This window comes from Clostridium sp. AF29-8BH, assembly GCF_003478145.1.
GTDB classification, from domain to species: domain Bacteria; phylum Bacillota; class Clostridia; order Lachnospirales; family Lachnospiraceae; genus Otoolea; species Otoolea fessa.
The window spans coordinates 1-14002 of the sequence record NZ_QUEL01000033.1 but is presented as its reverse complement, the minus strand read 5'-3'; the positions used below and the strand labels follow the sequence as shown (position 1 = coordinate 14002).

Sequence of the window (14002 nt, the reverse complement as noted above, 5' to 3'; positions counted from 1 at the left end):
TGTTTCTTTTTACTTTACACCAGCTTCGGCAGTTCCTCACGCAGATACCGCGCCCGCTCTGCCTCCAATTCCTCACGTCCCAGCGGCTTGCTCGAACGTTTCTGTAAGTTTGCCGGCTGGATGCCGATCATCAGGCGGTAAATACTCACAAATTCTGCCGGTTTTAACAGCCCGTCCGCGATGCCCGCCCAGACATGAGATAGAAATGTCATCGCTTCCTTGAGCGTCATCCGGCGCGCATATTTCAGAACGCCGTAGGACTTGTACGCCTCATCCTCCCGCTCCAGGCGGTGCCTCGACAGAGAAACCTCGCGGAACTGATTTTCCTGCGCCGAGAGCTGCCCCGCCACGTTGGCTACCAGCTCCAGAATCTCTTGTTCGGTGATGCCGAGTGTCTTCTGATTGACTACCTCGTACAAATCGCCGTAGTTTTCATTGCCTCTGCCATAAACGCCGCGCACGGTCGTGCCGAAACGTCCCATATCGCCCAGAAGTTCCTGAAATTTCTTATTCATTGTCAGAGACGGCAGATGCACGACCACGGACGCCTTCATTGCTGTTCCGACATTCGTCGGATAGGACGTCAGATATCCATATTTCTCATTAAATGCATACGGAATCTTCTCGTTGATATAATCATCCAGCGCATCCGCTTTTGCATAACATTCTTGCAGATCGAGTCCCGATGCCAGCACCTGTAACCGGATATGATCGTCCGCATTTAATACCATGCTGACCCGCTCATCCTCCGAACAGAGGATCCCGCCCGGCGTCGTCTTCTCCGCCAGCGTGCGGTTTAAAAGCCGCCGTTCCCGCAATGCGGTGCGGTCAAGCTTCTCCATCAATTCCAGATCTTCATATTCATAAAACTGACCGTCCCGGTCACCCAGATCGCGGAAATTCTGTTTTAAACGGGCAATCATCGTCCGCGCCTCATCCGGCTCCAGACGGCTCGGAAATTTATATTCCTCCCAGTTCCGAGACAGACGCACCCGGCTGGAAACGATATTGGACGCATCATTCGCCACTTCCTCAAACCATTTCGTCATGTCTCATCTCTCCTTCCAGACTGTGTATCTTATCCCGGCAGGCAGCAGCCGTCTCATAGTCTTCTTCCTGCAACGCCGCTTCCAGCCTGCGTTTCAGCTGCTTAATCTGCTCTTCCGGGCTGAATTCCAGTTCTCCTTTCTTCGTCACCTCTGCAGCCGCCTGACTGCGCGGCTGGATCTTCGGATGTTTGCCGGTATGGCTCGAATTTTCCTGCAATTTCTTAATTTTCTCTCCAAGCAACGGATCAAACACATGATAACAGTCCGCGCATCCGAAACGGCTGTTCTTGATAAATTCTTCATACGTCGTGCCGCAGGTCGGGCATACCACATCCTCTTTCGGTGCCTGGCTGGCAGACGCATCCGTCAGTCCCAAAAGGCTCGAAAGCAGTTTTCCAAGCGGAAATTCTCCCTCAATCAGTGCCGAGTACGGTCCCAGATCCATCTCTTTCGCGCACTGGGCGCAGAGATTATGCTCTGTCTTGACGCCGTTAAACACTTCTGTATATTTAATATTCGCTTCGCGAATCCCACATTTCTCACACAGCATAATTTATCCTCCCAACATACACATCCCGCAACGGTTCCAATACACAAAAACCATCGCCCGCAGCCGGAACCTGCTATTCCGCTGTAAATGCGTCATAAATGGAATCCACCAGATTGTGAACCTCCTCGCGGCTCACATTTTTACAGACACCTCTTGCCAGAATTACACTGAGATCCCGGCGCATCTCCGAGATCGTCCGCATCTTATCCGTGTCAAGTGCAATCACTGCCCCGCGGCGGCGGTCCACACGCAGAAAACCTTCCTGTTTCAGTACAGAATATGCCTTGTTGACCGTGTGCATGTTAATTCCGATGTTATCCGCTAACTGGCGCACGGATGGCAGCGTATCGCCCTCCCGGATCTGGTCGGTCGCAATCCCGATGATGATCTGGTTTATGAGCTGAATATAAAGCGCTTCCTCACTGTTAAAATCAATCTCTACAATCATACTCCACCATCTTTCATTCTGACGGCAGACCCCGTTTCTAAATACAGTCAGCCGCCTGTTTTATCATTTGTTATATAGATTGTATAACAAACAGGTGTTTTCGTCAACTGTAAAACTGTGTTAATTGTGTGAACTTGTTACAAAAAAAATCGATATAAAAGAAAAGACAGATACCCGCCAGAAATCTCCTGGACAGATATCCATCTTTTCCTCTTTTATTTACTGCGGATCGTCGATATACTCAAATCCATCCTCATCACGCCGATCCCGCTCTAACCGGGCTTTTGCCTCGCGGGCGCGTCTGGATCGCTCTGATTCCGACTCATATCTCGTTGGGCGATCACCGTATTCCTCCCGTTCCAGCGTGTAGTAAAGCTCCGAGCGGGATGCCGGGCGCACATAAATCGCCGGGCGCGCATTCCGGCGTTCTCCCGATGCTGCAGACTCTTTCGCCGCACGATGCGCCGATGCAGGCGTGTAATCGCGCTGCAGGCGGCTTTCTTTTGCTGAAACGGCACGTTCCCGTTCTGTGCGTCGGCTTTCTGCCACTGCCTGGCGTTCCCGCTCTGCGCGGCTTCCGTCTGCCGAAGTTCTGCGCGGACGCTCTGAATGGCTTTCCTCTGCCGCATCTCTGCGGGTGCGCTGCAGACGTTCTTCTTCTGATGCCTCTCTGCGGACACAAGCCGGACTGCTTTCTTCTGGCATTTCTCTACGAACGCGTTCGGAACGATTTTCGCTTCCTGCTTCCCGGCGGCGTCTTTCCTCCGGCATCCGTTTTGCGCGGTCTGCCGATGCTGCCTCCATACTCCGCTCTCGGCGAACAGGCTGGGACGCGCGCTCATCTTCCCTTGTCCGGCGGACCGGCTGCATCTCGCGCTCCTCTTCCCGCTCCCGGCGAACCGGTCTTGTCTCCAGCGTCTCTTGGGTTCGGCGCGCACTCCGACGCCCTTCCTCCATCCGCTCTGCGGACGGGCGGCGTCTGTCATCCGCTGCCATGCGCTCCTTCTCACTCCGCGCTGCCGGTCTTGCCGGCATCATTTCCCCATCTTCTCTCTTGTCGCGCCCAGTGCCTCGTTTCACCCGTGCGTCTGCCGCCGGTCGTGCATTCGGCGATGACGGACGACGCTTGGACCTCTGTCTGCCTCCGGCTGCCTGCGCTTCCTCTCTCCACTCTTTCCGCTTGAGCAGAAGATTGATCACGATAAAGAACAAGATTACACACGCTACGCCCAGAACCGCAAGCATGACAAAGCGGATATTATAATCCCTGCAAAGTGCGTTGTACTTATCTACAATCTCTTCCACTTGTGCATCATCGTATTTAGTTGCCAGAGACGGGTCTTCAAAATACCGCTGGAAGGTCTTTTCTGCAATATCATACCGATACAGCGACTTCTCGCCGCTCTCATTCATACCATATACGACACAATACTTCTGCTGTTCATCGCTCTTCCACACCCAGCCCTGCACTTTATACGTGCCGTTTAACTGAATGGTCGTCTCCATAAATCCATCCGGAATCTGAACCGACTCATCCGGTGGAAGCACCAGAATCGACTTTGCTGTCACATCGATCGTCACATACGGCGATAACACACCGGATTCCGGTATATAAATATAAAATGCACCATTTCCATCGGCACCCTGCAAATACAAAAGCGTCAGGTCATTGCCATTTCCACACTGGACCTCTGAACCGCCATAAGTACAGGTAGACTGCGTATATCCTTCCGGAAGCAGGGAGGCATCAAATTCCGTCGCCACCGTATAGGAAACGCCGTCTATTTCCACATCCAGCCCGTTTTTCACAACCGGCGTTGTCCCAACTGCCTCTGTTTCAGCCCCTGTCTCCGCCTCTGACGGCACATCGACCGTATCGAGCTTATTGACTGTGATCGTGTAGCTCTTAGTTGTCTGTCCATCCTCCGCCGTCACCTTGCAGACAACGGTATTAGCACCTACCTTTAAGCCGGAATCACCGCTGACAAGGACTTTCGCCTTGCTGTCCTTCGCACTCGCGCTGACCGCCAGCTTATCGACGCTGGCTCCTACCTGCGCCGTATAGGAAGTCACATTTGGCGAAAATGCAGGGGAAAGTGTTCCTGGAGAAATCTTCAAGGACGAAAGCGCCGCTTCCGCCGAGGAGGTTGCCGGTGCTTTTACTTTGACGCTCGCCGTCCCCGTTTTAGAAACTGTGACTGCCTGTGCATCTGAGTCATAGACTTCATAACTTCCCACAGAGATCGAAGTATTTCCCGCCTGCACTGCCTTGAATTTCAGCGTATAGGAAAATGCCTTCGTCGAATTGGAATCCATCGTTCCAACCAGGCGGACTGAACCTGCACCGCCGCTTGCGTTATTTCCGCTCACAAACTCAATGACCGACGGATCATAGGAAAGTACCACGTCGGATGCCCCTAGATTTCCATCCTGAGAGGAGATCTTCACATTGACGCTGAACTCCTGACCCACCGTCGCACTCGGATCGGAAAATGAAATTTTTGCGCTGGATGCATAGGCGCTGATCCCGCCAACCGGCGCCGCCACCGTCAGCATACCTGCCGCAAGTATACCTAATATGATATTTTTAAACCTTTTCATTCAACTGCCCTGTCCTATATTCTTTATTGGTAACGGTCCCATATCTGCACCGTTCCCTTTCTTTACAAATTTTCACGTACCCGCTGCCATCTCTCAAGACCAGCCGCAGGTACGTGAAATATCCCTACAGTCCCAGAATCTTCTTCTGCATCAGAAGAATATCCAAAATATCTACTTTTCCATTTCCATTTAGGTCGGCGCGCGCGATTTCCTCCGCTCTTAACTTTCCAAGTCCCAGTATCGACCGCTGTGCCAGCAGGATATCCATGATGTTCAGCTTACCGTCGCCGTTGACATCCCCGCGCACCGACGATGCCGCATGCGTTCCCGATGTGGACTGGGATGGTGCCGCCGCGCTGGTCGGCGACTGGCTCCCCTGCGGACTGCCGGCGCTCCCGACAGACTCCCCATTTGGCGCAATCAGGGTTCCGGAACTGCCGCTCCCAAATCCATTCACATTCGATCCCGGTGCAGACTGCCCGGAAGGAGAGCTTCCTGGACTGCTTCCCGAAGAGGTCGGACCGACAATCTGCACATCCGAACCGCCGGAGGAAGAATTTCCTGAACTGCTTCCTGAAGACATGCCCGGTCCCGTCGCCGGACCGCTAGAGCTGCTTCCAGAGGAAACGCCGCTTCCAATCGAGCTTGAGTAGGTCGGACCGCCTGACTGGCGCACTACGTGAAGGACGTAATTTCGCAGATTTCCATTTGCCGCTTTGACCGTCACGGTGATCTCATTGACACCGCTCTGCAGATCGACCGTTCCCGTTCCGGCAATCGTTGCCTTGGAATCAATCGCGCTCGCTGCTACCGTCACGCTTGCCACCGACGGATCCACGATCAGATCGTAGGACTCTGTATCTCGGTTAAAGGTCGGTGTCAGTGCAAATCCATCGACACCCAGCGCCGACAGCTTGTTGTTCGGGCTGCCGTCCAGCGTCGGTTTGACGCAGGCGCCCGCCGGCATATTTTTATACACCGGAATCGAGAACTCAAGTGTTGTATTTGCCAATGCCGTGATCTTCGAAAGCGTCAGTCCTTCGGCAGCTGCCGCCTGCACGTTCGTCATGTACTGGTGTTTATAAAGGTTGCTGCCCTGCACATTAAATTTCTTTAAGTACAGCGTATCCTGCCCTTTTTTCACATAATTCTCGCCATAATAAACCGAACCGCCGCGGATCGATTTCTCGATGCTGTTCCACGGGCGCAGATAGCTTCCCGACTGGGATGCCCACCAGAGTCCGCGTTCTACCGCACTCATCGAGCCGGACTGATATGCCTCTATATTAAAGAAGTTATAATATCCCTGATAGCCGGACACCGTTCCGGAAATACTGCGTCCGGTTCCCTGGCTGCCCTGTTCCTGCAGAATCATCGACGCCAGAATATATGGATTGACTCCCGATTCGGATGCCGCATTCATGATGATATCTACATAGGAAGTGCCGATTGCAGACTGCTGCGCCACTCCCGTGGAAGTTCCCGAACTGCTGGAAGTGCCACTTCCCGGCGCACTTGTTCTTCCGCTGCTGGTTGAACCAGAAGTTGTTCCGGTTGTGCTGCTTCCCGGTGCGCTTGTACTGCCACTGGTGGTTCCAGCCGTGCTGCTGGTTGTCCCCGATGACTTATTCGATGTGCCGCTGCTGACCGGCGCCGTCTCCCCGTCTGCATTGTTGGAAGAAAATCCATCTCCCGCCATGCCCGGTCCATTGGTCGCTGCCACCCGCTCCGTCTTATGATCGCTGATCGAAGCAATCGGAGACGACAGACCGGCGCTGCTTCCGCTCGAACCTGACGAACTTCCCGGTCCCGTCGCTGAACCGGAAGAAGAGCTTCCTGAACTACTTCCCGTACCGGCCGATACCGACGAGCCGCCCGACACCGTGCCGGAAAGGAAGGTTCCGCTCACCATGTTCTGCAGCCCCGTCTTCGTGTGAAGCGAACTGTCATACGACTGTTTCATGAACTGGTAAATATATTTATCATTTAAGAAATTCCGCGGATCCATATAATAGGCGATAATATCCGAAGACGCCTGTACCCAGGAGCTTCCGTCAAAACCCGGCCAGGTTCCGGTTCCCCAGTCATACGCACCTGTCTCGGTCGATTTCCAGGACGAAATGCTGCTGCTCGCAACCAGGTTCCGCCCGATCACGCTTTCATTTTTCAACGCTGTGTTCCAATCCAGATTCGTCTGGAACGCCGTGAACGTCCAATTCGGATATTGTGCATGCAATTCCCGGAGCCCCTGTTTATAGCTCTCCGGAAATCCCTGCTTTGTCAGATAGCTTTCAAAATCCGAATCCGATTTGATCGCCGTCGGAAACTTTATGTATTTGCTCGAAACATACCCCGTCTGCTCACCGCCGCTTCCGCTATATCGTATCTGATACCATACGACGCCATCCGTTCCCGTCTGCTCACCAAGTACTGTAACCGGTGCGCCCTTGGACAGCTTCGCTAGTGCCTGATACGAAGTGCCCGGACCACTCCGGACATTCAGGTTTGTCGCATTGACCGACGCGGTTCTCTCTTCCGCATAGCTGACGATCCCCAGCAAAGACTCTGCTGCAGTACCTGCCAGCCCTGGGTTGACCGCCATCACAGCGCCCAGCAGAAACGCCGCCGCCCGTTTCCCCAATAACTTCCATTTTTTCATCCGTCTATCTCCTCATTCTGCTGCGTTTTCTGCAATTCATCCCCCGCAGCGGAATTCTTATTCTGTCTGCCGCCGCATTTCCAGACAGCCGCTCGACTGTTTTCCATCTTTTTCACGTTTTTACAATCGTATCTATTATAATGAAAAAAGACCATATGTGTCAACCTTACCGAAAAAACTTCGCAAAATTTGGGGTCTTTGCGCGAAATTGTAAGATTTCCTTAATTTTTAGAAGCAGTATAGGTTGGCTTTGAAATGTTTTCCGGATATATGATTTTTGAATGCATAGTAGCATAAAAAGGAGTGCCAACCCGGTACACTCTACCGATTCTGGCACTCCTTTTGGCTCAAAATCCTTAAATTCTTTTTAGCTTAGATCTGGTAGACTCGCTTTTTCTTCCAGCCCAGGTATTGATTCCGTTTCCATCCATCTCCTCAGTGGACACCGGTGCTTTCTTTACTTCCGGTGCAGCCGCTTTCAGGATTTCGCGTTTCTCAACCGGCGGTTTCTTTGCCGGACGGGACTCGAAGAACTCTTTTGCTACCTGTGGGAACAGTGCATAAGTCAGGACATCCTCATCCTGCTGCTTCCACTGCTTCATCTCCGCCTCAATCTTCTCAAGCTGCGGCTCGATCAGATCTGCCGGACGACAGGTGATCGGTTTTGCATCGCCGATTGCTTTCTTCTGAACTTCTTTGTCGAACGGCTTTACAGTCTGTCCGAACTCGCCCATCAGAAGTTTCTTGGATTCCTTTGTGAACATCTTGTAGCGCTCGCCCATCAGGACATTTAATACAGCCTGCGTACCAACGATCTGGGAAGACGGAGTAACTAACGGCGGCTCACCGAAGTCTTTGCGGACTCTCGGGATCTCTTTCAGAACATCGTAGTATTTATCCTCTGCGCGCGCTTCTTTCAGCTGGGAAACCAGGTTGGAAAGCATACCGCCCGGAACCTGATAACGCAGGGTATTGATGTCAACGCCCAGAACCTTGGTATTCATCAGACCACTCTTTAACGCTTCCTCACGCATCGGGCGGAAGTAATCTGCGATCTCCGCCAGTTTTTCCTGATCCAGTCCGGTATCATACGGAGTACCTTTGAAGGTCTCAACCATAACCTCGGTCGCCGGCTGGCTCGTTCCCATCGAGAATGGGGACATCGCGGTATCGATCATGTCAGCGCCCGCTTCCACTGCCTTTAAGTAAGTCATGGCTGCAACGCCGGAGGTGTAATGCGTATGGATATCAATCGGAAGATCAACTGCCTCTTTCAGTGCTTTTACAAGGATCTCTGCATTATACGGAGTCAGAAGACCTGCCATATCCTTGATACACAGGGAATCAGCGCCCATATCCTCGATTCTCTTTGCAATGTCTTTCCAATAATCCAGTGTATATGCATCACCCAGTGTATAGCTCAGCGCTATCTGTGCGTGTGCTTTTTCTTTGTTGGCTGCCTTTACCGCTGTCTCCAGGTTGCGGATATCATTTAAACAATCAAAAATACGGATAATATCAATACCATTGGCAACTGATTTCTGTACGAAATATTCTACCACATCATCTGCATAGTGGTTATAACCCAGAATATTCTGTCCACGGAACAGCATCTGAAGTTTTGTCTTCTTAAAACCATCTCTCAGCTTTCTAAGGCGCTCCCACGGATCCTCCTTCAGGAAACGAAGGCTGGCATCGAATGTCGCTCCGCCCCAGCATTCTACTGCATGGTATCCAACCTCATCCATCTTTCCGATGATCGGAAGCATCTGCTCCGTTGTCATTCTGGTTGCAATCAGAGACTGGTGCGCGTCACGAAGGACAGTTTCCACGATCTTAACCGGCTTTTTCTTTTCATTTGCCATTCTAAAGATACCTCCCAATACACTTTTATTATGAGTCAACTATCTGCGACCTGGCTGATTAAATAATTCACAGCCATATTTTTATCTATTATACCACAAGTTTTCCGATTTCTGGATAGTTTTTTTAATATAATTTCATAAGTAAATTCTATATCGTGGAAATGTGGGTTGTGATTTTTGCTGATGTCAGGGAGCTTTCCTCTGCGCCGCGTGGGGGCGGCTGGAGAAAAAAAATTTCTTGGTCACGTCTTTCTAGTCCGCAGTGCGGCAGCTCGAAAAAACTTCGTTTTTCCTCGCTGTCGGGCATTCGCCCTATGAAAAAAAAGAAGCCACACACAGCCGCTTTTGTATAAACACAACGCTTCTGTGTGTGGCTTCTTTTTTTCGCACTGCTCTTTGCTTACGCAAGTTTGGACTTAGCCAGCTCTGCCAGTTTTGCGAAACCTTCTGCATCGTTGATAGCCATGTCAGAAAGGATCTTGCGGTTCATCTCAACACCAGCCTGCTTTAAGCCGTACATGAACTTGCTGTAGGACAGACCATTGATACGTGCTGCTGCGTTGATACGAGCGATCCACAGCTGTCTGAACTGTCTCTTTCTCTCTTTACGACCAGCGTAGGAGCTTGTAAGAGCTCTCATTACGGACTGCTTAGCTACACGGTACTGTTTGGAACGTGCGCCTCTGTAACCCTTTGCCAGCTTTAATACTCTATTGTGTTTCTTTTTAGCGTTTAATCCGCCTTTTACTCTTGCCATCGGTTATTTCCTCCTTCTTAATCCTCGAATCTTATAAGTACGGTAAAATCTTCTTCATTACCTTGCTGTTTGTAGCATCAGTAACGATGTCTTTTCTAAGATTTCTTTTTCTCTTTGTAGATTTCTTAGTTAAGATGTGGGATTTGTAAGCTTTATTTCTTACTAACTTTCCGGTTCCGGTTGTTTTAAAACGTTTAGCAGCTGCTCTGCTTGTTTTCATTTTAGGCATGGTGTAGTCCTCCTTAATAATAGTTATGTCCTTATATCTAGCGTTTCGCAGAAAGGAACAGTACAATACTTCTTCCTTCTACTTTTGCCGGTTTATCAACGGCTGCGATATCGGCAAGCTTCTCTGCAAAATCGTCAAGGATATACTTTGTCTTTGACATATGTGCCATCTCACGACCTCTGAAACGAAGTGTAACCTTTACTTTATTGCCTTTTTCCAGGAATTTTCTCGCATTGTTCATCTTGGTATTCAGGTCATTTTCATCGATATTCGGGGAAAGACGAACTTCCTTGATCTCGATTACCTTCTGTTTCTTCTTAGCTTCTTTTTCTTTTCTTGCAAGCTCGTATCTGTATTTACCGTAATCGATAATCTTGCAGACCGGCGGCTTCGCAGTCGGAGCAATCTTTACTAAATCCAGTTCCGCTTCTTTCGCTAACTTGTAAGCATCCTTTGCGGACATGATTCCAAGCTGCTCTCCATTTTCGCCAATCAAACGAACCTCTCTGTCTCTAATCTGTTCGTTAATCATTAACTCGCTAATAGTCGTGCACCCCCATGATATGTGATGATTTTGGTTGATTCAGTGTCAAAAAAATAAGTGAACAGTACAGACCATCCACTTACTCATAATAGGAAATCCAATATAGGAAATTTCTCAAATTTATGAACCCACAGTCACTTGCTCGTGCTGAGGTGAGGTAGATAACCTGCTTTCCTGTCTTCGTGAAGTTGTTTCCTCACAACTTTTGTTAGTATACTATGGTTTCTTTGGAATGTCAACCGGTTTTTTCGAGATTTTTGAGAAGATTTTTGAGAAGATTTACAAATGATTTTTAAATATGGTTCACGTGTTGCGCAAATGACGGCAACGTACGCAAATACATTTACGGACATACTAAAAACTACCGCCGGATATCATTACCTCTGCCCGGTTTTGCTTCCTTCCTGACAGAATTTTCCATATCCGGCGGCATTTTTTATTTCGAATATTTATGCAATCTTTCTTCTATTAAAAAAGAAAACCGCATCAGTCACCGTTTCTGGAAACTCGAACATTCCGTCTGCATAGAAACTGTCGCATTGCCTCCGGTGATTCCGATGTGTTCCGCGCTGCACCGGCGGTCTGTATTATAAACACAGTTCGTTGCCTCGCACTCTACTTCGAGACGGCTCTCCGGTGTTTTAAAAAGGTTGCGGAATGTGCCGCCTTTCTTCTCGTCGAAGCTGCCACAGCAGGTATCGCATTTATCCTGCGCCGTCTTTCCTTCTACCAGAATGGTATTTTTACAGCAGCAGTTTTCCGCATTGTGCATACATCCGGTTACACTACAATCCAGTTTTGTCATGATTTTTCCTCCTGTTTTCTGACATGCATCACCGAAAGTCTCCTCCGGCATCCAGCCGTCAAACTTTTCAGCGATACACTTTTCAATGTGTCATGGTTTTCGTTGCTGTTCACACATGTATGACCAGTAACGGGATTTTGCCGATACTTCGCATTCCAAATCGGCAAAATCTGCAACCAGAACTGTATCGTACGGAACTTTCAGTTCAGAAAATTCCTGCCTGTGAACAGTTACTGGTTTTTAGATTCAGGAGTAGTATCTGCTTCTTTTTTGGATTTATTCGTGCAAACTAAAACAAACGCATCCATGATTTTATCTCACAGATGCGTCTGCCTGATTTTTTAATTTTTCAAAATTATTTAGCTTCGTCTGCTTTCACAGTCTCACGCAGGTTTTTCTCTTCGATCTCCTTCTGGATAGACTCGATGAAGCTCTCTACACTGCTTGCGCCCTCGTCACCCGCAAAACGGCTGCGGACGGAAACGGTCTTCTCTTCTTCCTCTTTCTGTCCAACAACCAGCATGTACGGGATCTTCTGGGTCTGTGCCTCGCGGATCTTGTAGCCGATCTTCTCGGAACGTGTATCCATCTCTGCACGGATGCCAGCCTCGGTCAGCTTGTCCAGAACTTCCTTGCTGTAATCTGCGTATTTGTCAGAGATCGGAAGAATCTTTACCTGTACCGGTGCCAGCCAGGTTGGGAATGCACCCGCGAAGTGCTCGATCAAGATACCGATGAAACGCTCGATGGAACCAAATACAACACGGTGAATCATGATCGGACGATGTTTCTCGCCGTCTGCTCCGGTGTACTCTAATTCAAATCGCTGTGGAAGCTGGAAGTCAAGCTGGATGGTACCACACTGCCAGGTTCTTCCGATAGAATCTTCCAGATGGAAGTCGATCTTCGGTCCATAGAATGCGCCATCGCCCTCGTTTACCACATACGGCAGTCCCAGCTCTTCCAGAGCGGAACGCAAGCCTTCGGTTGCCATCTCCCAATCTTCATCACTTCCCATGCTGTCTTCCGGACGGGTGGACAGCTCTACGTGATATTTGAACCCAAACAGGGAATATACCTGGTTGATCAGGTGTACAACGCCCTTGATCTCGTCCTTGATCTGCTCCGGTGTCATGAAGATATGTGCATCATCCTGTGTGAAACAGCGTACACGCATCAGACCATGAAGCTGACCAGATTTCTCATGACGATGAACGATACCAAGCTCACCCATACGTAGCGGCAGATCACGGTAGGAACGTGGCTCAGAAGCGTATACTAAAACGCCGCCCGGACAGTTCATTGGTTTAATTGCGTAATCCTCTTCATCGATCACAGTTGTATACATGTTGTTTTTGTAATGATCCCAGTGTCCGGAAGTCTCCCAGAGCTTGCGATTCAGGATGATCGGAGTGGAAATCTCTACATAACCAGCTTTTTTATGGATTTCTCTCCAGTAATCAAGCAGGGTATTTTTCAGTACCATGCCCTTCGGCAGGAAGAACGGGAAACCCGGACCTGCATCGTGCATCATGAACAGGCCAAGTTCTTTGCCCAGTTTACGATGGTCACGTTTCTTTGCCTCTTCCATCATTGTGATGTATGCTTCCAGATCCTCTTTGGTTGCAAATGCGGTCGCATAGATACGGGTCAGCATTTTGTTCTTCTCGCTGCCTCTCCAGTATGCGCCTGCCAGATTCATCAGCTTAAATGCCTTACCAACACCCTTGGTGTTCATCATGTGAGGTCCTGCACATAAGTCAGTAAAATCACCCTGACGGTAGAAGCTAATCTCTGCATCCTCCGGCAGATCCTCGATTAATTCTACCTTGTACGGCTCCTCTTTCTCCTTCATGAACTCGATCGCTTCATTTCTCGGCAGAGTAAAGCGCTCCAGTGGAAGTGCTTCTTTGATGATTTTCTTCATCTCTGCCTCGATCTTTGGCAGATCCTCTGCAGTCAGAGGGGTAGCCGGATCGACATCATAGTAGAAACCGTCTGCGATGGACGGTCCAATCGCAAGTTTTGTCTCCGGGTAAAGGCGTTTTACAGCCTGTGCCATTACATGGCTGGCGGTATGGCGCAGAGCTGCCAGACCTTTCTCATCCTTTGCAGTCAGGATATTTAACTGACAGTCATGGTCGATCACGGTACGGAGATCTTCTTCCTCACCGTCAACCTCACCCAGACATGCCACTCTCGCCAGGCCTTCGCTGATGTCTTTTGCAATGTCGATGATGGACATCGGGCTCGCATATTCTTTGACAGAGCCATCTTTTAATGTGATCTTCATCTTTTTTCTCCTTTTCGTTCTGAAATAATAAAAGCTTCCTGACCAGAAGAACCACGAAAGAATGTGTCTTGGCACATTCTCGCGCCGAGCACGGTCGCTTGCGACATGTTGCTTCTTCGCGCGAGTGCGCATCCCGCGGAGCGTTTTTTGTTTCATAGGACGCAATTTCCTATGAAACAAAAAATCCCTTAGCCAGATGTTT

The 14002-nt window shown here is 49.7% G+C and carries 11 protein-coding genes; all 11 read right to left on the bottom strand.

Features of this window, described 5'->3' with window-relative positions; translation table 11 throughout:
* Positions 1-14: 14 nt before the first annotated feature.
* The gene (locus DWZ16_RS14250) at positions 15-1049 is read right to left on the bottom strand and encodes an ATP--guanido phosphotransferase (protein WP_107000011.1); all 1035 of its coding nucleotides are present in this window, start codon (positions 1047-1049) and stop codon (positions 15-17) included.
* Positions 1033-1599, bottom strand: coding sequence for a UvrB/UvrC motif-containing protein (locus tag DWZ16_RS14245; RefSeq protein ID WP_107000012.1), 567 nt, complete (start codon positions 1597-1599; stop codon positions 1033-1035). The genes DWZ16_RS14250 and DWZ16_RS14245 overlap by 17 nt, the downstream gene beginning before the upstream one ends.
* 73 nt (positions 1600-1672) lie before the next feature.
* Positions 1673-2047, bottom strand: coding sequence for a GntR family transcriptional regulator (locus DWZ16_RS14240; protein ID WP_022359631.1), 375 nt, complete (start codon positions 2045-2047; stop codon positions 1673-1675).
* Positions 2048-2266: 219 nt separating this feature from the next.
* The gene (locus DWZ16_RS14235; RefSeq protein WP_118523087.1) at positions 2267-4648 is read right to left on the bottom strand and encodes a cadherin-like beta sandwich domain-containing protein; all 2382 of its coding nucleotides are present in this window, start codon (positions 4646-4648) and stop codon (positions 2267-2269) included.
* 124 nt (positions 4649-4772) lie between these two features.
* Positions 4773-7307: an SH3 domain-containing protein gene (locus DWZ16_RS14230; RefSeq protein WP_118523086.1), complete on the bottom strand. Its 2535-nt coding sequence runs from the start codon at positions 7305-7307 to the stop codon at positions 4773-4775.
* Between the two features lie 356 nt (positions 7308-7663).
* Positions 7664-9172, bottom strand: coding sequence for an oxaloacetate decarboxylase subunit alpha (locus tag DWZ16_RS14225; protein ID WP_118523085.1), 1509 nt, complete (start codon positions 9170-9172; stop codon positions 7664-7666).
* Between the two features lie 400 nt (positions 9173-9572).
* Entirely contained in the window at positions 9573-9929 is a 357-nt protein-coding gene (gene rplT, locus DWZ16_RS14220) for a 50S ribosomal protein L20 (RefSeq protein ID WP_022358436.1), read from the bottom strand.
* Between the two features lie 31 nt (positions 9930-9960).
* The gene (gene rpmI / locus DWZ16_RS14215; RefSeq protein WP_022358435.1) at positions 9961-10158 is read right to left on the bottom strand and encodes a 50S ribosomal protein L35; all 198 of its coding nucleotides are present in this window, start codon (positions 10156-10158) and stop codon (positions 9961-9963) included.
* A gap of 37 nt (positions 10159-10195) precedes the next feature.
* A complete protein-coding gene (gene infC, locus DWZ16_RS14210; RefSeq protein ID WP_107000016.1) occupies positions 10196-10690 on the bottom strand; it encodes a translation initiation factor IF-3 in 495 nt (164 codons plus the stop codon).
* Between the two features lie 502 nt (positions 10691-11192).
* Complete coding sequence (locus tag DWZ16_RS14205) at positions 11193-11507, bottom strand: DUF1540 domain-containing protein (protein ID WP_107000017.1); 315 nt, start codon at positions 11505-11507, stop codon at positions 11193-11195.
* A gap of 355 nt (positions 11508-11862) precedes the next feature.
* On the bottom strand, positions 11863-13800 hold the full coding sequence (gene thrS, locus DWZ16_RS14200) for a threonine--tRNA ligase (RefSeq protein ID WP_118468734.1): 1938 nt from the start codon (positions 13798-13800) through the stop codon (positions 11863-11865).
* Between the last annotated feature and the right edge of the window lie 202 nt (positions 13801-14002).

Excerpts from the sequence above, each read along its gene's own strand:
- DWZ16_RS14235 (WP_118523087.1), bottom strand. The coding sequence starts at position 4,648 with ATGAAAAGGTTTAAAAATATCATATTAGGTATACTTGCGGCAGGTATG.
- DWZ16_RS14230 (WP_118523086.1), bottom strand. The coding sequence starts at position 7,307 with ATGAAAAAATGGAAGTTATTGGGGAAACGGGCGGCGGCGTTTCTGCTG.
- rpmI (WP_022358435.1), bottom strand. The coding sequence starts at position 10,158 with ATGCCTAAAATGAAAACAAGCAGAGCAGCTGCTAAACGTTTTAAAACA.
- DWZ16_RS14240 (WP_022359631.1), bottom strand. The coding sequence starts at position 2,047 with ATGATTGTAGAGATTGATTTTAACAGTGAGGAAGCGCTTTATATTCAG.
- DWZ16_RS14250 (WP_107000011.1), bottom strand. The coding sequence starts at position 1,049 with ATGACGAAATGGTTTGAGGAAGTGGCGAATGATGCGTCCAATATCGTT.
- DWZ16_RS14245 (WP_107000012.1), bottom strand. The coding sequence starts at position 1,599 with ATGCTGTGTGAGAAATGTGGGATTCGCGAAGCGAATATTAAATATACA.
- infC (WP_107000016.1), bottom strand. The coding sequence starts at position 10,690 with ATGATTAACGAACAGATTAGAGACAGAGAGGTTCGTTTGATTGGCGAA.
- thrS (WP_118468734.1), bottom strand. The coding sequence starts at position 13,800 with ATGAAGATCACATTAAAAGATGGCTCTGTCAAAGAATATGCGAGCCCG.
- DWZ16_RS14205 (WP_107000017.1), bottom strand. The coding sequence starts at position 11,507 with ATGACAAAACTGGATTGTAGTGTAACCGGATGTATGCACAATGCGGAA.
- rplT (WP_022358436.1), bottom strand. The coding sequence starts at position 9,929 with ATGGCAAGAGTAAAAGGCGGATTAAACGCTAAAAAGAAACACAATAGA.
- DWZ16_RS14225 (WP_118523085.1), bottom strand. The coding sequence starts at position 9,172 with ATGGCAAATGAAAAGAAAAAGCCGGTTAAGATCGTGGAAACTGTCCTT.